The sequence below is a fragment of the Roseibium alexandrii DFL-11 genome, assembly GCF_000158095.2.
Lineage (GTDB): Bacteria > Pseudomonadota > Alphaproteobacteria > Rhizobiales > Stappiaceae > Roseibium > Roseibium alexandrii.
This window is the reverse complement of sequence record NZ_CM011002.1, coordinates 1,435,178-1,457,230: the sequence shown is the minus strand read 5'-3', so window position 1 is coordinate 1,457,230 and position 22,053 is coordinate 1,435,178. Positions and strand designations below refer to the sequence as shown.

General features: G+C 55.7%; 19 protein-coding genes and 1 pseudogene. 13 read left to right on the top strand and 7 right to left on the bottom strand.

Annotated elements, in window-relative coordinates:
* Window positions 1-28 precede the first annotated feature (28 nt).
* Window positions 29-2,719 carry an AsmA family protein gene (locus SADFL11_RS06805; protein ID WP_008197405.1) on the top strand — a complete coding sequence of 897 codons (2,691 nt, stop codon included), beginning with the start codon at window positions 29-31 and terminating at the stop codon, window positions 2,717-2,719.
* Window positions 2,720-2,743: 24 nt separating this feature from the next.
* Here SADFL11_RS06805 and SADFL11_RS06800 read toward each other — a convergent pair whose 3' ends face one another.
* The 3 genes from SADFL11_RS06800 to SADFL11_RS06790 form a co-directional block, all read right to left on the bottom strand.
* Window positions 2,744-3,640 (bottom strand): hypothetical protein, encoded by an 897-nt coding sequence (locus SADFL11_RS06800; protein WP_008188936.1) that lies wholly within the window; start codon window positions 3,638-3,640, stop codon window positions 2,744-2,746.
* Window positions 3,600-3,986, bottom strand: coding sequence for a patatin-like phospholipase family protein (locus tag SADFL11_RS06795; protein WP_040451964.1), 387 nt, complete (start codon window positions 3,984-3,986; stop codon window positions 3,600-3,602). The genes SADFL11_RS06800 and SADFL11_RS06795 overlap by 41 nt, the downstream gene beginning before the upstream one ends.
* A gap of 217 nt (window positions 3,987-4,203) precedes the next feature.
* A complete protein-coding gene (locus SADFL11_RS06790; RefSeq protein WP_040453367.1) occupies window positions 4,204-6,156 on the bottom strand; it encodes a multiheme c-type cytochrome in 1,953 nt (650 codons plus the stop codon).
* A gap of 613 nt (window positions 6,157-6,769) precedes the next feature.
* Between SADFL11_RS06790 and SADFL11_RS06785 the strand changes: the two genes are divergently transcribed.
* Window positions 6,770-7,519, top strand: a complete 750-nt coding sequence (locus tag SADFL11_RS06785) for a DUF1194 domain-containing protein (RefSeq protein ID WP_209002753.1) — start codon at window positions 6,770-6,772, stop codon at window positions 7,517-7,519.
* 32 nt (window positions 7,520-7,551) lie between these two features.
* Here the strand turns inward: SADFL11_RS06785 and bchJ are convergent, their stop codons facing one another.
* The 3 genes and pseudogenes from bchJ to SADFL11_RS06770 all read right to left on the bottom strand — a co-directional run bounded on the left by bchJ (window position 7,552) and on the right by SADFL11_RS06770 (window position 10,051).
* On the bottom strand, window positions 7,552-8,145 hold the full coding sequence (bchJ, locus tag SADFL11_RS06780) for a bacteriochlorophyll 4-vinyl reductase (RefSeq protein WP_008191807.1): 594 nt from the start codon (window positions 8,143-8,145) through the stop codon (window positions 7,552-7,554).
* Between the two features lies 1 nt (window position 8,146).
* A pseudogene (bchE, locus tag SADFL11_RS06775) lies at window positions 8,147-9,804 on the bottom strand (magnesium-protoporphyrin IX monomethyl ester anaerobic oxidative cyclase).
* 4 nt (window positions 9,805-9,808) lie between these two features.
* Window positions 9,809-10,051, bottom strand: a complete 243-nt coding sequence (locus tag SADFL11_RS06770) for a hypothetical protein (protein WP_134852933.1) — start codon at window positions 10,049-10,051, stop codon at window positions 9,809-9,811.
* 142 nt (window positions 10,052-10,193) lie between these two features.
* Here SADFL11_RS06770 and SADFL11_RS06765 point away from each other — a divergent pair, with 142 nt between their 5' ends.
* The 9 genes from SADFL11_RS06765 to SADFL11_RS06730 all read left to right on the top strand — a co-directional run bounded on the left by SADFL11_RS06765 (window position 10,194) and on the right by SADFL11_RS06730 (window position 18,522).
* Window positions 10,194-11,804, top strand: coding sequence for a glutamate synthase-related protein (locus SADFL11_RS06765; protein WP_040453369.1), 1,611 nt, complete (start codon window positions 10,194-10,196; stop codon window positions 11,802-11,804).
* A gap of 31 nt (window positions 11,805-11,835) precedes the next feature.
* A complete protein-coding gene (locus tag SADFL11_RS06760) occupies window positions 11,836-13,812 on the top strand; it encodes a thiamine pyrophosphate-dependent enzyme (RefSeq protein ID WP_008195624.1) in 1,977 nt (658 codons plus the stop codon).
* Between the two features lie 10 nt (window positions 13,813-13,822).
* Window positions 13,823-14,044, top strand: coding sequence for a hypothetical protein (locus tag SADFL11_RS06755; protein ID WP_008192024.1), 222 nt, complete (start codon window positions 13,823-13,825; stop codon window positions 14,042-14,044).
* On the top strand, window positions 14,041-14,214 hold the full coding sequence (locus SADFL11_RS25225) for a hypothetical protein (RefSeq protein WP_167578962.1): 174 nt from the start codon (window positions 14,041-14,043) through the stop codon (window positions 14,212-14,214). Before SADFL11_RS06755 ends, SADFL11_RS25225 begins: the two co-directional genes overlap by 4 nt.
* A complete protein-coding gene (locus SADFL11_RS06750) occupies window positions 14,211-15,278 on the top strand; it encodes a Rieske 2Fe-2S domain-containing protein (protein ID WP_008193536.1) in 1,068 nt (355 codons plus the stop codon). Before SADFL11_RS25225 ends, SADFL11_RS06750 begins: the two co-directional genes overlap by 4 nt.
* Window positions 15,275-16,036, top strand: coding sequence for a hypothetical protein (locus SADFL11_RS06745; RefSeq protein WP_040451968.1), 762 nt, complete (start codon window positions 15,275-15,277; stop codon window positions 16,034-16,036). Before SADFL11_RS06750 ends, SADFL11_RS06745 begins: the two co-directional genes overlap by 4 nt.
* A complete protein-coding gene (locus tag SADFL11_RS06740) occupies window positions 16,033-16,281 on the top strand; it encodes a hypothetical protein (RefSeq protein ID WP_008193329.1) in 249 nt (82 codons plus the stop codon). Before SADFL11_RS06745 ends, SADFL11_RS06740 begins: the two co-directional genes overlap by 4 nt.
* Before the next feature lie 90 nt (window positions 16,282-16,371).
* On the top strand, window positions 16,372-17,547 hold the full coding sequence (locus tag SADFL11_RS06735) for a lipase family protein (RefSeq protein ID WP_134852932.1): 1,176 nt from the start codon (window positions 16,372-16,374) through the stop codon (window positions 17,545-17,547).
* 276 nt (window positions 17,548-17,823) lie between these two features.
* Window positions 17,824-18,522 carry a type 2 periplasmic-binding domain-containing protein gene (locus SADFL11_RS06730; RefSeq protein WP_040451970.1) on the top strand — a complete coding sequence of 233 codons (699 nt, stop codon included), beginning with the start codon at window positions 17,824-17,826 and terminating at the stop codon, window positions 18,520-18,522.
* 161 nt (window positions 18,523-18,683) lie between these two features.
* Here the strand turns inward: SADFL11_RS06730 and SADFL11_RS06725 are convergent, their stop codons facing one another.
* Window positions 18,684-20,093 (bottom strand): nucleotide sugar dehydrogenase, encoded by a 1,410-nt coding sequence (locus SADFL11_RS06725; RefSeq protein ID WP_008194422.1) that lies wholly within the window; start codon window positions 20,091-20,093, stop codon window positions 18,684-18,686.
* A gap of 505 nt (window positions 20,094-20,598) precedes the next feature.
* Between SADFL11_RS06725 and SADFL11_RS06720 the strand changes: the two genes are divergently transcribed.
* Both SADFL11_RS06720 and SADFL11_RS06715 read left to right on the top strand, forming a co-directional pair.
* A complete protein-coding gene (locus SADFL11_RS06720; RefSeq protein ID WP_008191410.1) occupies window positions 20,599-21,441 on the top strand; it encodes a hypothetical protein in 843 nt (280 codons plus the stop codon).
* A gap of 1 nt (window position 21,442) precedes the next feature.
* A complete protein-coding gene (locus SADFL11_RS06715) occupies window positions 21,443-22,021 on the top strand; it encodes an NUDIX hydrolase (protein WP_008194638.1) in 579 nt (192 codons plus the stop codon).
* Window positions 22,022-22,053 lie beyond the last annotated feature (32 nt).

Genomic DNA, 22,053 nt, shown 5'->3' with positions numbered 1-22,053 from the left:
CCAAGCCTGAGGATCAGGGACGCCGACCATGCTGATGCCGAGCCTCAAGCGAACCCTTGGTGCAGGGCTGCTCGTGTTCTTTATCAGCATCATGTTGGTCGCAGCGGTTCTGTATACGCCATTTGCAAGTGGGCTTCGAACCGCCGTCGCAGCCTATGCCCTGACCGAAGCTCTTGAACGACAAGTCGAAATCGGCGGTGATGTGACGGTCGGTCTCGGGCCGTTGATTGGTTTTTCTGCAAGCGACATCCGGCTCGCGCGCCGTGATCCGGCCGCAAATGAAACCCCATGGCACGCCATCGACCATGTTGATGTCAAGATCCCGCTTCATGCGCTCTTGTCCGGAGACCCGAAACCATCGGCGATCCTGTTACGTGGTGTGACGGTATATTTGGCCGGCGAGTTGCCGGAGAATGCCGAAGATGACGCTGTTTCGAACCTTGGAAACTTTGCCGGTCTGCCGACCCGTCTGCTCACAGATCCGATGTCGGAAGACCTCGTTTTGGAAGACATCGTCCTGATAGATCCGGACAAAGGGAACGGATGGGGATACGAGATCGTCGTCGATAAACTGTCATCACAGGCAAGCGCGTCTCGCTCAGACCTGCTCGTTGAGGCCAAACTGCGGGTCGACGATACGCCGGCAACTTTGTTGGCAGTTTTTACCAATCCGCACAACAGTGCTGATGGCAGCAAAACCGGACCCTTTGACTTGCAAATCGGCTTGCCGGGGGGCGAATTGCGCACGTCCGGCGATCTGGACCTTCGTCAGCCCATAGCCGCGGTCGCTGCAAAGCTTGAAGTATCAATTTCGTCATTGGGTAACCTGCTTGACCTTTTGGATCTGAGACGTGTGATAGAGGGAACGGCATCCATGACCGCCAGTCACGCCGGGTCAATCGATGCGCTCGCCATGACCGAACTCCAGCTTGACCTGCAGCTTGAGAACATTGCATCGGTCTCAATATCTGGGGCCGTCCAAAATATGGTCAGCGGTGAAGGCGCGGATCTCGAATTTGCGGTCGATGTCGAGACGGGCCGTTCTCAAGACATTGCGCCTCAATCCGTTTTCCAGGTGGATGTTGAACGGTTTTCGGGCGCGATCAAAGGAGACCGGGAGCGCTTCTTTATTGCTGATCTAACAGTCCAGACCAACCTGGCGTCCGGCGAACTTCAGAGGATTGGGCCGGTTCAGGTCGATCGAATTGTGCGGGACCCGGAAGGCAAATTGGCGCTATTGGGTTTGTCTGTGGTTGCCGGACAATCGGACCCTCCAGTTTATGCCTTTGACGGCAACATGCGTGACGCACTTCAGTTGCAAGGCATCGATGTTGAGGGGCGGTTCAATCTGGATACTGCGCAGCTGCTAGGCTGGCCCGATCCAGATCAAAAGGGTGATTTAGGCCGGTTGCAGGGAACGCTGTCGCTGAGTGACGAGAGCGGGACCTTGTCGATGACGCACCTGAAACTTGCAGCGCAAGAGACCAGCTTCTTTTCGTTAGCTTTGGATCGTCAGGATTTTGAGAAAGGTGGCGACATTTATCCAGCCATTCGGGCAGCTGTTAATGTGCCCGACATCGCAAGCCTTGGAAACCGATTGGGTCTTGAAGCAGTTACACAAGGGCAAGCAAATTTTACCGGCCATGCGTATTACGGCAGCGAGGAGGTCGGTTTTTCAGGCGAACTGGCCGTGGACGAAACACGTTTATCAGGCGATTTGAGTGCCCGGCGGGCCGATGGATATATTGCCCTTAACGGCGGTATTTTCTCTGAGCTTGTCCACCTAAAGGACATCCAGAGGACTGTTCGTACAGCGTTGTTCCTGTCTGGAGGGCAAGACAACCAAGGCAATGAGGTGTCGGTTGAGATCGATACTGATTTAATGGATGCCTTGAGTGCCGATTTGACCATTCAAGTCGATCGCATTGCGGAAGCCGGAGAGGCTGCAAGCGGGTTGGAGGCCCAGCTTTCCTACCGCGAACGGTTGGTGCGGCTCGATCCGGTTCGGTTTCAATTTATTGGCGGCTCCGCAGAAAGCAGTCTTGATGTTGATCTGAAATCGGAGGCTCCAAATTTCTCCCTGGATGGCCGGATCGAAAAGTTGAAGCTTGGGGCATTGCTAAGTTACTTGGGACTGGATCCCATCGTCACCGGCAGTGTTTATGCAAGCTATGATATTAAAGGTGCTGGCGTTTCTTTCGATCAAATCATCAAGTCGGTGAGCGGTAAGACGGCTGTATCGGTCTGGGGCGGCACTGTCGGTTCCCGGATCATTGACCTGAGTGGCATGAGCCTGATCCGATGGATGTTTGGCTCCGGTAACGGGGATGGGACGGCCAAACTTGTGTGTGCCAAGGTACCAATGTCGTTCAAGAATGGTGTTGGGTCATCCAGGTCGATTGTGATCGAAACAGACAATGTTCAAATCGTTGGTGGAGGATCCGTCGATTTGAAAAATGGAACCATCGTCCTGGAGTTTGTTCCGAGGGCAAAGCGTCCTGATTTGGTCGAAATCGTAACAACATTCGCTGTTCGAGGGCCTTTGGCAGGGCCCGAGATCGTCGTTTTGTCCGGCGGGGGTGCTGGACGTGCGGTCGCTGAAATCGTTTCAACGCCTTTGAATATTCTCGGCGCTGTCTTTGGGGCAGGGGGCGCTGGGAATGATAATGCAGGTTCGGAAAAACCGTGCGTTATCCCGAAGGCCAGCGGTCCGAAATAGGTCCACCTGGCACGATTTAGGCCGTCAATTCACCCTGGCGTTTACATGGCTTTTTTCAGTGTCACTCGGCGGCGGCGGCGGCAAATCCGGTGGCCTGTTGAGGAACGGATACCCTGCCGCAGCGCGCCGTCCCTCGTCAAAGAGTTCCGACATTTGCGGTTGGGGAAATTCAAAGACATCAAATGGGATCGGCAAGTCATCAGGGATATACGCAATTCGAACCTCGGCATCCCTTTCGGTTGCATACACCCAAAGCCGGTCCAGTGCCGCGTAGGACGCAAATCGGCCGATCCGCTGGTAGGCCCGTCCGGCAAGGTCGAGAGGCGCACCTGATGGGTTCGCCGCCAAGTTTGGCTCCCGCTGTGTGTTCATCAAGGCATAGACAACAGGTTCAACATCAACTTGTAGGTTTGCTTCTGCGAGTGCAGCGGCATCTGTGCCGGTCATGAAGGATCCGAAGAAAACGAAATTCGTGCCGGCATCCAGATGCATCTGCCCGTAGGTTTTCCCGGCAACCTCAACAGGGAAGTAGACAGGTGGGAACGCAGCAGGCAATGCAATTGCAGCAAGGATCACTTGCCGGTAACGGTGATAACGATCCGGTTCCCCAGACGCGGCAATCGCACCCAAATCCCAGAGTGTCCAGCGATTGTTATCGAAATTTGCGGTCGAAACATACAGCCGGCGTCCGTTGCGATACTCCCTGGCGACGGCGTCAATTACTGTGTCGTCTAGCAGTTCGTTTAGGAGTTTGAGCCCGGGTGTGTTGTCTGCAAAGTGCCCGCTACCCAGCAAGCCGCCGATGATGGTTCCCGGCCCGACCCGGTAAAACTCAGACTGTTTGCCTTCGACAAAAAAACGCGTGAGGATCCGATCGTATTCAGGCCCGAGAAAAGGCAGGTGTTGCCAAGAGAGCGCCAACCGACATTGCTGTCACGACCCGAAAATCAGGGCGCGTCCCGGTCTCAGACCAACCTTTCAGAAAGCCTGCGCCCCAGGCACCGTGGGATCCGCCGCCGGAAATCGAGAGAACAGGATATTCATACGAGCCTGACCGGCCACGCCGCAGATCCTTCACAACCGATGCGCTGCTTGGCAAGCTGTTTATCCGCCGGCCAGGAAGAACAACAGCGGGCGGATCCGCATCGATATCAACCACACCCCACGGCATTACCGAATCCGAATAATCTGTGGGTAGGGCAGGCGGCCGGTTTGGAGCACAGGACGCAACGACAATTGAAACCGCGAGCACAAACAAAAATCTCATCAAGCCGCCTGATACACTCACACACTTGGTCGCTTATCTTATTGCCGTCGTTGTAGCATTGTTCTTTGTCGCTTTGTGAAAATGATAAGCCTCGCGACGTCCAGAATAACGTGAGACTTTATGTAGGACTTGGTGTTTTTCCACTGGGCCGGCTAACCGGTTTTGGACAACGGGCCCATGACGACTTGTGCGACCTTGGTACCTTCCAGCTGAACTCCTACTGCAAAATTGAATTTTCACGCAACGCGCGCAATTCTTGCGCCTCCGGGTTGGCAAGCAGCGCCTTCTGAAGGGCAAGCTCGGCCGCAGCCGGATTTTGAAGCGCGAGATTGAGCCGGACAAGAAAAACCCACGCTTGGACCAATTGCGGATCTAGGCGTGTGACCTCTGTAAAGGCAGCAATTGCTGCCGGCCAGTTGCGCATTGCGAGGCTGGTCCCACCGATGACCATATGCGTTTCCGGGAAATCGGTCTTGTTGGCAAGCGCTGCTTGCCATTCTTTGGACGCCGATCGGGCGCTTGCAAGTGAATTTTCCGGCAAACGGGCGGTTTGCAGCCCGAGTAGTTGGCGGGCGGCCTCGATCCGAACGGCCTTTGATGGATCGTCCAAGGCCTTCAGCACCGGAACCAATCGGGCTTGAGGTGGCAACCTCTGGAGCAGTTTCAGCGCTGCGGCCCGAACAATCGGACTATCATCTTCAAGAAGGGTATCCGTTTTACCGGACAGGTCCGAGCCATCACTGGTACTCAACAAGTCAAGCGCCGATGCCCGCACGATTGCTGGAAATGCGGCATGGTGGGCAATTTGGAGAAGATCGGGCCCGATCCCGGAAGCTCCGTTTCTTGCTGCGTGAAAGACTTCGCCAAAATGGGGGCCGCGGTGCGGGCTGTCCGGAAAGCGCGTTTGGAGCTCTGTTGACGCCCAATCCGGCGTTTTTTCTGTATGACAATCGTTGCAGGCATTTGGCGTCCCGATCGCGGCGGAGAGATCCGGGCGCGGAACACGGAACGAGTGATCCCGGCGTTCATCGATCCCCATATAGGTGCGCTCGATCATGTGGCAGGACACACATTGAGCGTCCGCAGTATCTGTTTCATGGAAGTGATGAGATGGGTCGTCATAGACCTTCAGCGTCAAGCTCGGAAAGCGCGTGTTGCCAGCCTCTGAATGGCATTGGGTGCAGATGGCATTGCCTTGCGCGCGCAGCGCTCCGCTGTGCGGCTCGTGGCAGTTGGAGCAACGCACCCCCTTGTCATACATTTTGGACTGGAGGAACGAGCCATAGACATAGACCTCATCCAGGATTTGCCCGTCGGCGTGATAAAGACCGTTCCGCAAAAGCGCCAGCCGATAGGCATCGTGGAAAGGTGTCCCTGGGAGCGGATTCCCGTCCTCAAAGGCTTCCCGGCGGGAATGGCACCCGGCACATTGCTGGATTTCTGTTTCGGCGTTGTTTTCGCTAAAGGCCACCATCAAGCCGGTTGGTCCTAGACCCGGGAACGGGCTCTTGCTCGCTCCACCTTGATGTTCTGCCCAAGTGACATGAGCCTCGCCCGGTCCGTGGCAGGCTTCGCAGCCGACACCGATTTCCGCCTGCATACTTGAATAGCGGCGCTCGCGCGGATCATAGTTTTTTTCAAATCCGGTTGCGTGGCACTCGGCGCAGCGGGCATTCCAATTCTTGTAAGGTCCGCTCCAGTGAAAGCCGTCTTCCGGTTTCAGCTCCTGACCCTCATAGATGTGATACCAGGTCTTCAGGTCCTGATCCCAGGCGATGTCAAGGGATTGCAGGCGTCCCGGCTTGGTTTCGATCAGGTATTGCTGGAGCGGATATATGCCACCGACACCCACCACCTTTAGTGTTGTGGGTCCGTCAGGAAAGTCGGTCGTTTCAATGAAGTACTCTCCATCCTTTTGAAAGAACCGGGTCGTTCGCCCCCGGTGCGCGAATTCAACGCCCCCAAAATCACCGTCGACGGTTGTTTCAGAAGGCTCCATCCATGCTTTTGCATGATGAGACGTTGCCCAGGATTCAGCCTCTGCTTCATGGCATCCAACACATGTCTGGCTGCCTGCGTAGTCGGGATGTGCCGGCGTTTGCGCTGTTAGAGGCGCAAGTGGCCAAAAGAGCGAGACAAGCGTTGTAGCCAGAATGGGAATGAACTTCATAAACGCTTCCAGATTGGCTGGCCGTGGCAACCGGCGATGATGATCACAAGAGGCAAAGGTTACGGTATTGCTTTCCTCGACAATTTCAAAGCACACCAATCTAAGAAAATCGCCAGTGATCTCTCTGAATTCCAACACTCAACATTGACCGCCCGGAGCCAAGGGTAAAGGTTCCAATCGATAGAAAGGTCAGCGCGTAAGGTACGGCGGCAATGATCAAGGCAAAAAGAGCAGCTTGTTCTTATTTGGATCAATTGTTTTCGAAAATTTGGGTTTTAAGCGGGGCAGCCGCGCACTCTTCCAGCAAGCGGAGTTTGGTTCCGCTGCTCTTGAAAAATCAAAACCGCGAAATCCTGCATATTCCCGGATAATCCCGGCTAAGACTTTCTGGTGCCGATTTATTACGGCCAGTGCCGATTAATTCTGACAAGTATAAATCCGCAGCCGCAGTAAGACGCTGAGAAAAGGCTTGTTTGTGCGTGATGCGGGAGAGCGACCGATATTCCCCTGAACGGAACAAGGCCGGTGGACCTGCACAAATGTTATTCGCCTCCCTTTCTGATCCGGTAGCAGGCACTAGCTATCTTCTGAGTTGTAGCGGAGGATGCAGACCATGCGGATAATTGTGATCATAGTTGTCTTGTTGCAGGGATTGATTGTGTCTGCTGCGTCCGAGGAACTTGATCTGGAACTTGTGCTTCTGGCAGACGCGACGGGGTCGATTGACGACGCGGAAATCAGGTTCCAGCGCCAGGGCTATGCCGAAGCGATAACTGACCCGCAGGTCCTGAACGCCATTGCCGACAACGCTTATGGCAAGATCGCCATCACCTATGTCGAATGGGCGGACATGTTTTCCCAGGACGTCGTGGTCGACTGGATGGTGATCGACGGACCGCAGTCCGCGCAGCTCTTTGCAGAGCGTTTGATGGCACCGCCCCGTCAGGCGTTTGGCCGCAATGCGATTGGGGCAGCGCTCCTAAAGGGCAAGGAGCTGATCGACACCAATGAATACAAGGGATTGCGGCGGGTGATCGACTTGTCGGCGGACAGCGCCAACAACTGGAACGGGCCAAGCATCACTGAGGCCAGAGACGCTGTTGTGAATTCCGGCATCGTCATAAATGGTCTTGCGGTATTGTGCCGTCACTGTTCCGGCCGTCCGGTGTCTTACAATCTGGAAGACCGGTTTTTCTCCGAGATCATCGGTGGTCCTGGATCCTTTGTGGTGACGGCCGACAGCGCGGACACGTTCGCAGCGGCTGTGCGCAAGAAGCTCATTCTGGAAATCGCGGACAAGCGGTCTGCGCCGGATGCCCGTGTGCGATTTGCAGCGATTGAAGGCACCGGGGCCGCGAACTGAGCCGACCAGATCCAGTCCGGTGTTACCCATTTCTAGATATTGAACTCAAACCGGCAGGCGTCCGCCCCGCAGGCCCCGCAATCGGTCTCTGTAACACGGACATGCGAGCCGATCAGTTCCTGGAACAACCGTTCGAAAACAGCCACATGCCAGTGGCAAATCGGACGACCGGCGTGTTCTCCGGCGATCAGCGGGTTGTCTTTCAGGATAAAGATGAGGGGTGTGAGTCCTGCGATTTCGAAATGTCCGGAGCCTGCAAAGGTCCAGGCGTTTTTTGAAATGGCGTTTGCCAAGAGATGTTTTGAGACGCTTGCTGGGAGCACTTGCAAAAGCGTTTGCGCCAGACCGGGGATCCGGTGTTTCAAGACATAGTCGGCCGTTCCAACACCGGCGGCCCTGGATATCTCCGCTGAAAGATCGGGCAGGGTGGCCCGCATGGTCTTGTGAAAACGCGCCACCGGGCCTTCAGGTATCAGGCCGCTCATATCTGGAAGGCTCGCGATGCGGGCGTCCTGCAAGAGCGTTTCGAAAAGGTCCTGGCCGCCCCGTTTTTCCAAGGGGGAGCGGAATTGGGTCAAGGCATTCGGGCCGATCATGCCATCGGCCTGAAGGCTCTGCCGGTCCATGTCAGGCGTTCTCCGCCATTTGTTCAGTGCTGCCACCGCAGGCAAGCGCTGCCGCGGCTGAGGCTTTCTTGCGCTCTGACGCCCGTTCCTTGCCCTGTAGCCGCAGAGCTTCGCGGCGCTCGGCTGCCCGCGCGGCACGATCGGCCGCCGATTCCCAATCCGCCACCTGGGCTTCTGCCAATGTGCGGTTCTCATCGAAGTCGAAATGCACCTTGTCCTTGGACTGCGGCCCCCAGTAGCCTGCCTTGCCAAGATCGTAGAACGTGCGGGCGAACCCGGCCTTCAGGAAGGCTTTCAGGCAGCCCAGCAGATAGCGCCGGCGAAAGCCTGTACCGCGCCACGGGTAGTGGAACAAAGCCTTTTGCATGTAGAAGCGCCGGTAGTTCTTCATGACGCCATTCAAGAGTTCGCCGCGTGTCATGGCTTTGGGCTTCATGATTGGTGTGACGAAGTTGTATTTTGAAAAATCGAACACCTCGACCTGATCTCGGATTTCCTGGAAGAGCGGTGTGAACGGCCAGGGCGTATACATGGCCCAGTTGGCAAGGTCCGGCTGCCAGTCCCACGCCATCTTGTAGGTTTCTTCCAAGGTTTCCTCGGTTTCATTGTCGAGCCCGACAATGAACTGGGCTTCGACGAAGATGTCGGCCTCCCGCAGAAGCCGGATGGCTTCCTTGTTGTCGTTGACCTTGGTTTCCTTGTTGAATTGGTCGAGTTTGAGCTGCGCCGCTGCTTCCGTTCCAAGGCTCACATGCACCAGACCGGCCTCGCGGTAGAGCGGCAAGAGGTCCTTGTCGCGCATGATGTCGGTCACGCGGGTGTTGATGCCCCACTTGATTCTGTCCGGCAGCCCGCGTGCGATCAGCTCGTTGCAGAATTCAACGAACTTCTTGCGGTTGATGGTGGGCTCTTCGTCGGCAAGGATGAAAAAGCCGACATTGTGCTCGGTGACCAGCTTTTCGATTTCATCGACAACCTTCTTGGGATCGCGCACCCGGTAATCGCGCCAAAACTTCCACTGAGAACAAAAGGAGCAAGTGAACGGGCATCCCCGGGCAAAGTTCGGGATGGCAACGCGGGTGCCCAGCGGAACATAGGTGTATTTGTTCCATTCCAGGATGTTCCAGTCCGGCTCGATCGCGTCAAGATCCTTCACGGTCGCGGCCGCATGGGTCGCAACGATCTGATTGTCTTCCTTGAAAGCAATGCCCTTGATCGTTCTGCGGTCTTCCGGCCACCGCTCTTCGTCGATTGCCCGCATCAGCTCAATGACGATTTCTTCGCCTTCGCCGCGTACGATGACATCCACCCAAGGCGCTTCGCTCAAAACCTGCTTGTACATGAAGGTGGCGTGGACACCGCCGAGGACCCGAACCGCATGCGGGTGCTCGTCTCTTGCGATTTCAAGGATGCGTTCGGCGGCGTAAATCGACGGGGTGATGGAGGTAACCCCAATGACATCCGGTGAAATCCGTCGGATCTCTGAGGCGATTTCCTCGTCTGAAAGGTCATTTGTCATGGCATCGACGAAATGAAGTCGTCAAAGCCTGCCTTTTTTGAGGCTCCCCGAGAGGTAGGCGACCCAGGCAGGAAGGCCAGCTCCCGGCGATTTCCGCGCCCACCAGAGTGGTAGTTTGGATGAACAAACAGGATGCGCATGGGATCACCTCTCAAATGTGTCAATTAAAGTTGACACATGCATCGTCTCAGAAAAATGACGCAGATCAATCGGGCGAATTGCGTATTTTTTCAGGTTGAGCGGCAGGGCGGCTCGCAGCTCAATTATCTTCCCTTGCGGTATTTCACGATTGCCACACGGCACTGTCATCTGCTTATGATTTGAGACTGCAGGGCTTTCCAGACCTAATCCTGCAGGCAAACCATCTATTGCTCGCTCATTTTCCAAGGCGCGCCTTCAGCACATGCTGATCATGGAGACAGGAGATGTAAGGACGACAGTCCGCAATCAATTACTGACTGTTTTGAAGCAACCATAAAACGCCAAGGCCCAGTAGAACAAACGCTGTGCCACTAGCTGGGGAATGAAAATGAAAGCACGCGCCGTCGCCAAATGGAGTGAATTGCCGGACCGGGATCCACAGTACGCGCTCGTTGAAGATGTCGATCTGGTGGTCGTTCGCTTTGATGAGACGGTGTCAGTGATGTACGGGCGGTGTCTTCACCGCGGGGCGCTGATGTCCGACGGCTATGTGGATGGAGACAACCTTATTTGCGGCGTTCACTACTGGGACTACCGCATTGATACGGGCGTTTCTGAATACAACAATTCGGAAGTCTTGAAGAAATTCACCAGCTGGGTCGAAAGCGATGAAGTGCGGGTGGATGCGGAGGAGATCGCAGCTTGGGCCAAAGACAATCCGCAGCCGTTCCAGCGGGATGACTATCTCGGGCTTTACGCCGATACATCTCATGGCACTGAGGAAGAGCCCTATACCAAACTCATTCAGGGGTATGCCAAACACGGTCTTTCCAAGACCGGTCATCACGGCGTGGTGGACGCGATGGGTGTACCGCGTGTGGAGCTGCCGGATTGGGACGACATCCAGATCCTGACGGCACAATTGCAGCGCTTCCCGCTGCTCGATGATGATCCGGTCGGAACAGATGTTGTCATCGGGCCGAATGCGCAAAAGCCGCTTCACCTGAAGATCCCGCTTTTTGTCTCGGACATGAGCTTCGGCGCCTTGTCCGAACCGGCAAAGATCGCGCTTGCGCGGGGTGCGGAGCTTGCTGGAACCGGCATCTGTTCCGGTGAAGGCGGAATGTTGCCGGAAGAACAGCAAGCTTGCTCGCGCTATTTCTATGAGCTGGCCTCCGGACGGTTCGGGTTCGACTGGGAGAAGCTGAATAAGGTCCAGGCATTCCACTTCAAGGGAGGCCAGGGCGCCAAGACCGGAACCGGCGGCCATTTGCCGGGGTCCAAGGTGCAGGGCAAGATTGCCGAGGTGCGGGGGCTGAATGAAGGGGAATCGGCGATCTCGCCGCCGCGCTTCCCCGACTGGACCGTTTGCGAACAAGTCCGGGATTTCGCCGATGAGGTGCGTAGCCGGACAGGTGGCATTCCGATTGGCTACAAGCTCTCCGCACAGCATATCGAAAAAGACATCGATGCGGCTCTGGAGATTGGGGTTGATTACATCATCCTGGATGGCCGCGGCGGGGGCACTGGAGCTGCGCCGATCATTTTCCGGGACAATATTTCCGTGCCGACAATCCCGGCGCTGGCGCGGGCCCGTCGGCATCTCGACAAGGTGGGCCGGAATGATGTTTCGCTGGTGATTACCGGAGGCCTCCGGAAGCCGGCGGATTTCGTGAAAGCGATGGCGCTGGGCGCGGATGCGATTGCCGTTTCCAACGCCGCAATGCAAGCAATCGGCTGCATCGCCATGCGCGCCTGTCATACCAACAATTGCCCTGTCGGGATCGCGACCCAGAAACCGCATCTGGTAAACCGGCTTGTGATCGAGAAATCCGCCCGCCAACTCGCCAACTTCTTCGAAGCATCGGTTGAGCTGATGCAGGTGATGGCGCGGGCCTGCGGCTATTCGCATTTGAACCAGTTCAATCAGCACGATCTCACAACGTGGAGACGGGAAATGGCGAACCTGTCGGGTGTTACTTACGGTGGTGTGGCCTGATCCGGGCCGATCAGTTTTGAGGGAGGAATTAATGGACGCTCAAAATCTCGACTGGATCAAGGTCGGTCATGTGGATGATTTGCCGGAGGGGCGGGTCAAGACGGTTACGGCGCGCACCACTTCCATTTGCCTGTCTCACTTCGATGGTCAGTGGGCGGCCATGGAAAACCACTGCCCGCATCAGCGTGGGCCCCTCGGAGAAGGCTCCATTGAGAAGGGCGCGGATGGCAAGTGCTGGATCCGCTGTCCCTGGCACGGGTGGGATTTCGACCCGCTGACCGGAAAGCCGCCCGGCGGACACGAAGACAGCGGACAGGAGCTTTATCCTCTCAAGGTCGAAAGCGGCGAGATTTTCGTGGGACTTGATCCAGAGCCGGAGCATGAACGCACCGTGACCGATGTTATGGCCGAGACCATGGTCAACTGGGGCGTGAAGCGCATCTTCGGAATGGTCGGTCACTCGAACCTCGGGCTTGCCGATGCCATCCGGCGTCAAGTGAACAAGGGCAAGCTCGGCTATATCGGGATCCGGCACGAAGGCGCTGCCGCCTTTGCCGCCTCCGCCTATGGCAAGTTGACGGGCAAACCCGCCGCCTGTCTGACGATTGCGGGACCCGGAGCCACCAATCTTCTGACCGGCCTGTGGGACGCCAAGGTGGACCGGGCGCCTGTGCTCGCTTTGACAGGACAGGTGCAAACGCAGGTTTTCGGACCGGGTGCCTTTCAGGATATTGATCTGAAGTCCGCATTTGAGTCCGTATCAAGATTTTCGCAACCGGTTCTTAGCACCTCCAAGCATGCCGAGCTGATGTCCCTGGCGCTGAAAACGGCACTGGTTGAGCGCGATGTTGCCAACCTGATATTCCCGGATGATGTGCAGACCCTGCCCAGCGCCAAGGAGGCCGGACATCCGCAAGGCCGGTTGAGCCGGATTGAAGTCACGCCGTCGTCCGAAGACCTAGAGGAAGCTCTCAAACTGATCAATGGCGCCAAGCGTCCGGCCATCGTGCTTGGTTACGGGGCGAAGGATGTGCGGGACAAGGTCATTGCGCTTGCCGAAAAGATGGATGCGCCGGTGCTGACAACATTCAAGGGTAAGGGCCTCATTCCGGATACCCATCCCTTGTCCGCCGGTGTCCTTGGCCGATCAGGCACACCTATTGCCAGCTGGTTCATGAACGAAGCGGATCTGATTGTCTCTCTCGGGTCCTCGTTTTCAAATCACACAGGAATCGCACCCTACAAGCCGATCATACAGGTGGACTTCGAGCGGATGCAGCTCGGCAAGTTCCATCCCGTCACGCTGCCTGTCTGGGGAGAGATTGGAACCTTCTGCGACGCTGTGCTGGGACAGGTTAAACGGCCCGCGGATGCACCGGATCAAAAAGCGGAAGTTGCGGAACGCTGGGCCATTTGGCGCGAAGAAAAGGAAAGACGCCTTTCGGAAGAGCGGACAGGGGGGATCCACTCGGCCGCCGTCTTCAAGGCGCTGACGGAGCTGTGCCCGGAAGATGCGATCATTCCGGTGGATGTGGGCAACAACACCTATTCCTTCGGCCGGTATTTTGAGCCACGTGGCCAACGCATCCTGATGTCCGGATATCTTGGTTCGATCGGTTTCAGTCTGCCGGCAGCGCTGGGCGCCTGGTGTGCTACACAGGACTTTGAGGAATACAGGGGCCGCAAGGTCATCTCGATCTCTGGCGACGGCGGGTTCGGCCAGTATGCGATGGAGTTCACCACGGCCGTGAAATACGGCATGAACATCACGCACATCCTTCTCAACAACTCTGAACTCGGTAAGATCTCCAAGGAACAGCGGTCGGGCGAGTGGCCGGTCTGGGAGACAAGCCTCACCAACCCGTCCTTTGCCGCTTTTGCTCGTTTGTGCGGTGGGCATGGTCATCGTGTCACGGAAGCCGGAGAACTGCACAGTGCTATCGCAGAGGCGATTGCCCATGATGGTCCGTCACTTGTTGAGATCGTGACCGACGCGGATCTGGTATAGGGGGAGAGCATTGCAGACAGCAGAATTTCTGATCGAACTGGGCCGCTATTATCTCTATGCAGGTGGGATCGTTACGGCTTTGTTCTTGGTGATTGGCATTGACCGGATAGAGCCATCGGCCAACGGGTCCTATGCCTTCCGCCCGCTCTTGATCCCCGGTATCTGCCTCATTTGGCCGCTGGTGCTTTACCGCTGGGCGGTTCTGGAAAGAACGAAGGGGCACAAACCATGAAACGGGCCCACCGAACCGCTCACGCCCGGATTTGGACAGTGCTGGGTATCGCACTGCCTCTGGCTTTCTTCACCGTTCTTGCCTTGCGGCAAACCCCGCCAGCGGATCGGCCGGCAATCCTGATAGAAGCGCCCGCAAATGCGGCGGCAACCGGGGAGGGGAACCAATGAGTGTTCAATACACCCCGGTTCTTTGGAACAGGAACAAGCTGGTTTATGACGCCGTTCTGCTGATCGCGGTCGCTCTCTACCTTTACGTCTTTATCCGCTATGCCCCGGCATTTGAGGATGTCACCAAACCGATTGACGGGGCGACGTTGCGCATGCGCGCCTTTGGCAGCTGCGCGTTCTTGATGCTCACCGTCATCCTGTGTATCGGACCGCTCGCCCGGCTCGATCGGCGCTTCCTGCCGCTTCTTTATAATCGGCGGCACTTCGGTGTGCTGACAGCAGGGATTGCCGCTGTCCATGCCAATTATGTGCTTGGTTGGTATTATAATTTCTCGCCAACGGACAAATACGTCGCGTTGCTGTCGTCCAACACCAGTTACGGCCAGATCCTCGGCTTTCCCTTCGAGGCGCTGGGCATTGGGGCGCTGCTGATCTTGTTCGTTCTCGCCGCCACCAGCCACGATTTCTGGCTGAGCTTTCTCGGAGCCCCACTGTGGAAAGCGCTGCACATGTCGATTTATATCGCGTACGCTTTTGTCGTGCTGCATGTGGCGCTGGGCGCGCTTCAAGGCCCCGGGGATCCGATACTGACAAGTCTGGTCACGGCGAGCGTTGTGCTGGTTTGCGGTCTCCACTTTGCGACCGGGCGGATGGAAGCAGCGCGCGAGCGTGGCGAGGCAACGGCCAAGGCCTCGCTGCAGAACGCAGGCTGGGTCGTTGCCGGCGAAGTAGATGAGATCGATGAGGATTGCGCCAAGGTGGTGACGCTGGATGACGACGAGCGTGTTGCTATCTTCAAGTATGACGGCAAGCTGTCGGCGATCACCAATGCCTGTGCTCACCAGAACGGGCCGCTCGGGGAGGGAAAGGTCCTGTGGGGCTGCATTACCTGCCCGTGGCATGGGTATCAGTACAACCTCGCTGACGGGCGCGCTCCGGAACCATTTACCGAGAAGATTTCGACCTACCGGCTGAAATTGATTGGATCAACGGTGCTCTTGGATCCGAAGGCCTTACCGCCCGGAACTCATGTTGAACCGGTCAGACTGGGAGAGGGCGCATGAGCTGGAAACAAACCAAGGATGCGCCTTTTTTCGTTGGCTATCTGAACGCCGTTCCAAAACCGCTAGCCGTGTTCGCACTGGTCTTTTCGCTTTGTTTTGTGGGTGGCATGGGGCTGGCCGCCCTGGCACTTTCCTCAACGCAGAACGATCCGGGCAATGGCGGATTTCAATGGGGGAACCGCTTTGAACAGGCCGGAATGCTGGAACTGAGGCCCTATCCGGTATTCCGGGTGCCTGGCGACGAGGAGAGCGGACCGCGGACCTATATGCTGTCCGGTCAGGGAAAACGCGGCGTATTCGGTCAAGCGGAAGCAAATGCAGGGACGCCGGTCACCTTGCGCGGCGTTCCTGTCAACCGGGGTGATCTCACCATGATCCAGGTCGGCAACGTGGAGGCAACGGAAGATGGCGCGGGCAACTTCACTCCAAGCGACGCCGTGCCATTGGGGCGCTGGAAACTCGCCGGAGAGATCTGCGACGGCAAATGCTATGCCGGTGCCATGCGGCCGGGGCAGGGGCTTGCCCACAAGGCCTGTGCTGATCTCTGCATCACCGGAGGTATCCCGCCGGTCTTTGTCTCTACCGGTCCGGTCGAGGGCCGCAGTTTTTTCCTGATGGCAGACAAGGACGGCAATCTCTTGGGCGATGAGATCCAGGGTCTGCTTGCGCTTTACATCGAAGTGGAAGGCGACGTCGAACGTCTGGACGATCTGTTGGTTTTCAAGGCAGATCTTTCAACGGCGAGGATCTTGAAATGAGCGACAATTCCAATCGTCCGGCTGTACAAACGATCGTGATTGCTCTGGTTCTAACCGGCGCTGTAACTGCTGCAGCTTATTACACTTGGATCTACGCAAACATTGGTGCCCGCACCTATGCCAGAGGAACCCTTCTGACAGACATGCGGTTTTTTGTGGGGCTACTGGCCGTATTTGTTGCACTGACATTCGCCGACAGGATTATCGGTTTCATCGTGGCCCGGATTGGGGGAAGAAAAACTTAGGCTGATGGAAAAGAGGCCTTGGTTGGCTGGGGCTGCGCGCGGCCTCATGCTTCAGGTGAAAACGCAACTCTGAAAGCGGGAAGAACCAAAATGAAAGCGTTTGGAATTCTGTGCGGGTTTCTCGTTCTGTTTGTCACCTCCTCTGCTCAATCCAGCGACACCTGGACCGTGGAGATTGCCCCCGATCAATCGCAACTCTTTCCCGGCGAAGAAATGCTTCTAACCAATGGGATCGAGGCTTTGAGTTATTTCAAGTCCGGAGATCCCGAAAAACCCTTGGTGATCTTTGTGCCGGGTGGCTTTCATCTTGCGCGGGTCGCCTACGGGTATCCGGGCGGGAACGAAAGGGATTTTTTGGCTCACTGGCTTAACGAGCAAGGCTATTCCTTCCTTGGAGCCTCATATCCAACCGGCAACAAGGTCTATTCAAAAGTCTATCCAGCCTTTTCCATTCGGGATTGGGGCAAACAGGTCGCGGCTGTTGCAAAACACTATGTCGATCAACATCAGCTTTCAGGCGAAGTGATCGTACTGGGTTGGAGCGCTGGTGGGCAGATTGCGCAATCGGTCTACGAGGCGTCGCAAGCCGCAGGTCTTGATATGAGCCACTACGTTTCCATCGCCTCTACGCCGCCGATCCCCCTTCTGCTGGCCGCACCGGGTGCGATTTCGAAGGCCCCAAACGGATTGTCGAAAGCGCCGCAGTTCTATGACTTGTTCAAGAAATATGTGGTCGCACAGGACCAAATGAACGGCCACGAAATCATGCCATGGCCGACCTTCGAAGCAGATGTTTTGGGCGACATCCCGGTCGAGCTGAATGCGATCATGATCGCCTCCCGCTTCGAAAACGGAAAATTCGTTGAAGATCTTGAGTGGTCACTGGCCGACACCGGCGGCTTGAAAGTGACGGACTTCCCGTTTGTAGTCACGATTTCCGGCAACAAGGTGCTGGACAACGATCATGCTTTGACCGACCGGGGCAATTGGGGGCTCTATCAGGTCCAGCATCTTTATCGCAATCTGGTACTGCCAGCGCTGTCCAAATCCGAAGACATTAGTCCGGCAGCATGGCAAAGCCTGATGGACCGCATATCTTATGCCACGTCAGGAGCCCTAAACGCACGGGTCCCCGGGAACCATTTTTTCTGGTACGGCGAAGTTGGTGCGCGGGAGACTGTCCAGAAGTTGGAAATGCTGATCTTGAGGGCGAAGAACCTCAAGACCGGTATTCGTCAACTGATTGAATCCGTTAAAACACGATAAATCAGGATTTAGTAGTGTGAAAAACGTTGAATAGTTGATTCATTTGCAGAAAATATTTAGAATATACTAGTGTATCAAGAAATATATGAGAATTTTTGTATAATATTACAATTGCTAACGTCAAACGTGGCGTTATATTCATGTCTGTTGCTGTTTTGAAATGGTTCGGGTCCAGTGAGTTTTATGCGGGTATGGCTCAAAACGTTGATAATTTTCGTGTGCCTATCGAATTGGTATGTACCGTCATCGCAAGCGCAGGACACATTGACGTTCTCCATGGCCCAGAACGCTGCACCGGTTGCGCTGGCCGTTCGCATCGTTGAAAGCGCATATGATCAGTTGGGCATTTCAATCACCAAACTGCCCATGGCTCGGTCCCGAAATATCCTTACCGCATCTTCCAATGAGGTAGATGGCATCATCGCCGGGCCAAAACTGTTTGATCAGGAGTTTCCGTTTCTGACGCGGATCGACGTACCAATCTTGCAGATCGATATCAGGATATTTTCCTGCAACCCCGACTTGTTAGATGGCAATTCCGTCACACAAAAACGTTGGGGCCGGATAAACGGGGCTCGGCTACTATCGAAATACACTGAGGGGTATGACGATGTTTGGTTGGGAGACACGTTTCAAGAGCTTTTCGGAATGCTCAAACTGGATCGATTGGACGCTGTGGTAGGTCCTCAGATTGCCTTGGACATCTATTCCAATCACGACGATCGCGGATGCATCGAAGCTGTTGGCGGCTCCTTGGGGCAGGTCGATTTTTTCCATTATCTGCATTCAAAAAACGGCCATTTGGTACCAAGCGTAACGCGCGTTCTACGGGACATGCTCGATACCGGGAAAATCAAGGAAATCACTGATGCTTTCTTCGGCCCAAATGCAAAGAAACGCCCTATGCCTGGTGAACTAGAAGAAACGCCGGATATCCCACCTAGCTCCGATAGTGCGACGCAAGGTTTTAATTGAGATCGCTGCCAATACTATGTGAAAGCAGAATAGTTTACCTAATACGACTATTTCTTCTTCGAGCCAGCGCCGGTGACTGGTTCCTGACTTAATTGGGGTGTCCGCCCCCTCCCATCTCTTAAGATGGGGCCACGGGAGGGAGCGGACGGGAGTGGATGGTCCTACCAGCCGATCCCCGCATAGCGGGAGCATGCCGGCGGTTCAGCGTGCAGGCGGACCAAATCCACCACTGCCGCGTCTTCCTTTTTGGATCTCATCACACTCCGAATGGCCGGACCGTTTTGCGAGACGATGATGGCATCAGCGTCCGCGACGGCCTCTTCCGGGGTCTGTTTCAGGAAGTCGGGCAAGGCATCGACAACAGCTTTGAGATGCGGCGAAGCGTGCTGCATATATTCAAACTGTTGTGCGATATGCGGACCAGGCACGATGGCCGGGTCGTAAGCGGTGACCTCCACGCCTTCAGCGCGCAGGGCCGCAATCACTTCCAGAACCGGGCTTTCGCGCAAGTCGTCCGTACCCGGCTTGAATGCAACGCCCAGGATGGCGGCTTTCTTGGCACCGGTCTTGCGGACCATTTCGATCGCCTCTTCGACTTGCTGGTCGTTGGTCGGGATCAGTGAGTCGATGAGCGGAACATTAACGTTCAGCTGTTCTGCAAGGTGCGAAACGGCGCGGACTTCCTTCGGCAGGCAAGAGCCGCCAAAAGCAAAGCCAGGCTTCAGGTAGTAAGGCGACAGGTTCAGCTTCGTATCCTGAACAAAAATGTCCATGACCTTGTGACTGTCGATCCCCATCGGCTTGCACAGGCGGCCAACTTCGTTGGCAAAGCTCACCTTCGTCGCATGCCAGACATTGTCGACATATTTTACCAGCTCGGCGACATCGACAGAGGTGACAATCGGGTTGTCATCAACTGGTACATAGATTTTTTTCATGATGTTCGCAGTGCGCTCATCCGTGACGCCGATGACTGTTTTTGGCGGTGCATGGAAATCGGCAACAGCCGTGCCTTCCCGCAAAAACTCCGGATTGAAACACACGCCGAAGTCCCGGCCGGCCCGCTTGCCAGACACTTCTTCGATGATCGGGGTCATGATCTCGAGCGTCGTTCCCGGAGGAACGGAGCAGCGCAGAACGACGACGTGGAAGGCGTCCTTGGCCGCGATCGCAGTGCCGATAGACCGGGCAACCGCTTTAATGGCGCGCGTGTCGCAGCCGCCGTCTTCGCTGGTCGGGGTGCCAACGGAGACGAACGTGACGTCTGAGTCCATGACCGCTTGCGCAACATCGGTCGTGGCTGTCAGCAGCTCGTCGTTAACACCCGCGGTCAGCAAGTCGCCGAGTTGGTCTTCAACGATCGGGCTCTGGCCCCAGGAGATGGAATCGACTTTCTTGGCATCAATGTCGGCGCCGATGACCTTGTGGCCAAGCGAGCTCAGGCAGGCGAGGGAGACGGCTCCAACATATCCCAGGCCGATGACACTGATGGTGTTTTTGGTTTCAATGAGGCGCCAGTCAAAAGCGTCGAGTGTTTGAACGGCTTCAAATTTTCCTACATGCATTTTCATTTCACTGCTCCCAGTGTGATGGTCCTGGGACAACAGTTACAAGCGCCGTGCCAAATTGAATTGGCATGAGAAAGAGTAGTAAAAACAGTGATATATGAAAAATACACAAAATCTGCGGGCCTGTTGGCCTTTCGATTTTGAAAACAAAAATTCAAATTCGGGCAAATATAATTCGGGTTTTCGGAAATACGTAAGTGTGCGGTCAGTACCGCGAATTTCTCAAACCAAAAGCCGATGAAACACGGCTTATATTATAAAGCCTCACAGCTGGATTTTTGGACGCTCCAAATTTCGTAACAAACAACAGTTCGGATTTCGCGAATTCAGAAGAAAGGCTTCCGGAAATCAGAAATGCTAATTGGCACATACGTCATCTTGTAGTTTAATATATTAGTTAAGTGTATGTATTTATGAAAGAAATTACCAGATCCTACCCGGCCGCTCCATTTGGCAAGCCTGTTGCAAAGCTGTCTGCAACCAAAATTCTCGCAAAGGAGAGGCTGTCATGTTTCCACAAGCGGTATTCGCCCCAGTCGGACAAGTCACCGGCCCCATTGGCTGGAAGGACCCGGTCCCGGTAAATGACGTCTATCTGTTCGATCTTGATGCGCTCGTGCCAAGCCCGAAAGGTCAGATGGATCTGGATTTCGCGCGGTACTTGAGCGCATTTGCGCGCAAACGCGCATGCTACATTCTGTCCAACACCAGCATCACGGACATGATGACCCGTATCCCGGCATCGGTCCGCGCTGCATGTGCCGGTCTGTTCGCAGCCGGAGGCACGGAACTCTGGGTCGGTGAAGATCTCGTCGTGCAGCATGAGCATGAGTTTTCCGACGATCTCTATGAGTTCATGGTCAAGGTCGTTCAGAAAAGCACGTACCCGGACAAACAAGCGCCAATGCTGGAGAGTGGCTCCGCGTCTTTGCGGCTTTGCATCGCGGGTTATCAATCAACGCTCCGTCAGATGAAAGACTATGCCGCGTGGGAGGAAGAGCATTCTGAGCTCGCGACCATTACCCACGAGTTCAAAGCGCGTTTTCCGGATCACGATGTTTACCGGGACACCGACACAAGCCTGATGATCGTCCCGCGGACGTTTTCATCCGCTCTCGTGGTCAGCCATCTGCTGAAGCGGCACAAGAATGCACGCCTGATCGGCTATGTGACACCGCAAGCCGCCGGTTCCTACGCCAATCCGCTCTGCAACGCTTTTGGCAGTGCGGACGTGCTCTCGACAATCAAAGGGCCGGGCGATGTCAGTCAGCTGCTAAGCTACGAGTTCCGCCGCCTCACGCAACAAGAAGCCGCCGTAAATGAGCGGGCCGGCGAACTGGTCGAGGCGTGAGATGGGATTGCCAATCGCCCCCCTGGACCAAACGACCTGGACGCTTTTGGGCAGTGAAAAGGTTTTTGAAGCCGGAGATCGTCTGAAAGTCCTTCGACAGACCGTCGAGTTGCCTGACCACACCCGTGTGGAAGACTATTATCAGATAGACCTGCCGACCTATGCGACAGTCTATGCTGTAACGGAGAAAGATGAAGTTCTGCTTCTGGAGCAATACAAGCATGGTGTCGGACATGTGTGTCTGACACTCCCGGGCGGGCAAATTGATCCGGGTGAGAACCCTGAGTTTGCTGCCCGCCGGGAGCTTCTGGAAGAAACGGGCTATGGCGGTGGCCGCTGGACCGCAGGACCGGCCCTGGTGCTTCACGGAAACCAACGGGTCGCGCTCGGACATATCTTTGTCGCCCGCCATGTCATCCAGCTCAGTGATCCATGTCCTGGCGATCTGGAGGAAATGCAACTCAGGCTGCGGTCCCGAAAACGGGTTCAACAAGACCTTTTGAACGGCGCTCTGCCAATTACATCCCACGCAGCCGCGGTCGGGATTGCCGAAACCATGATCAGGGCGAGTGGTGCCTAAAAGAAATAGAAAGTTGGCTGTCTGCAAAGGCT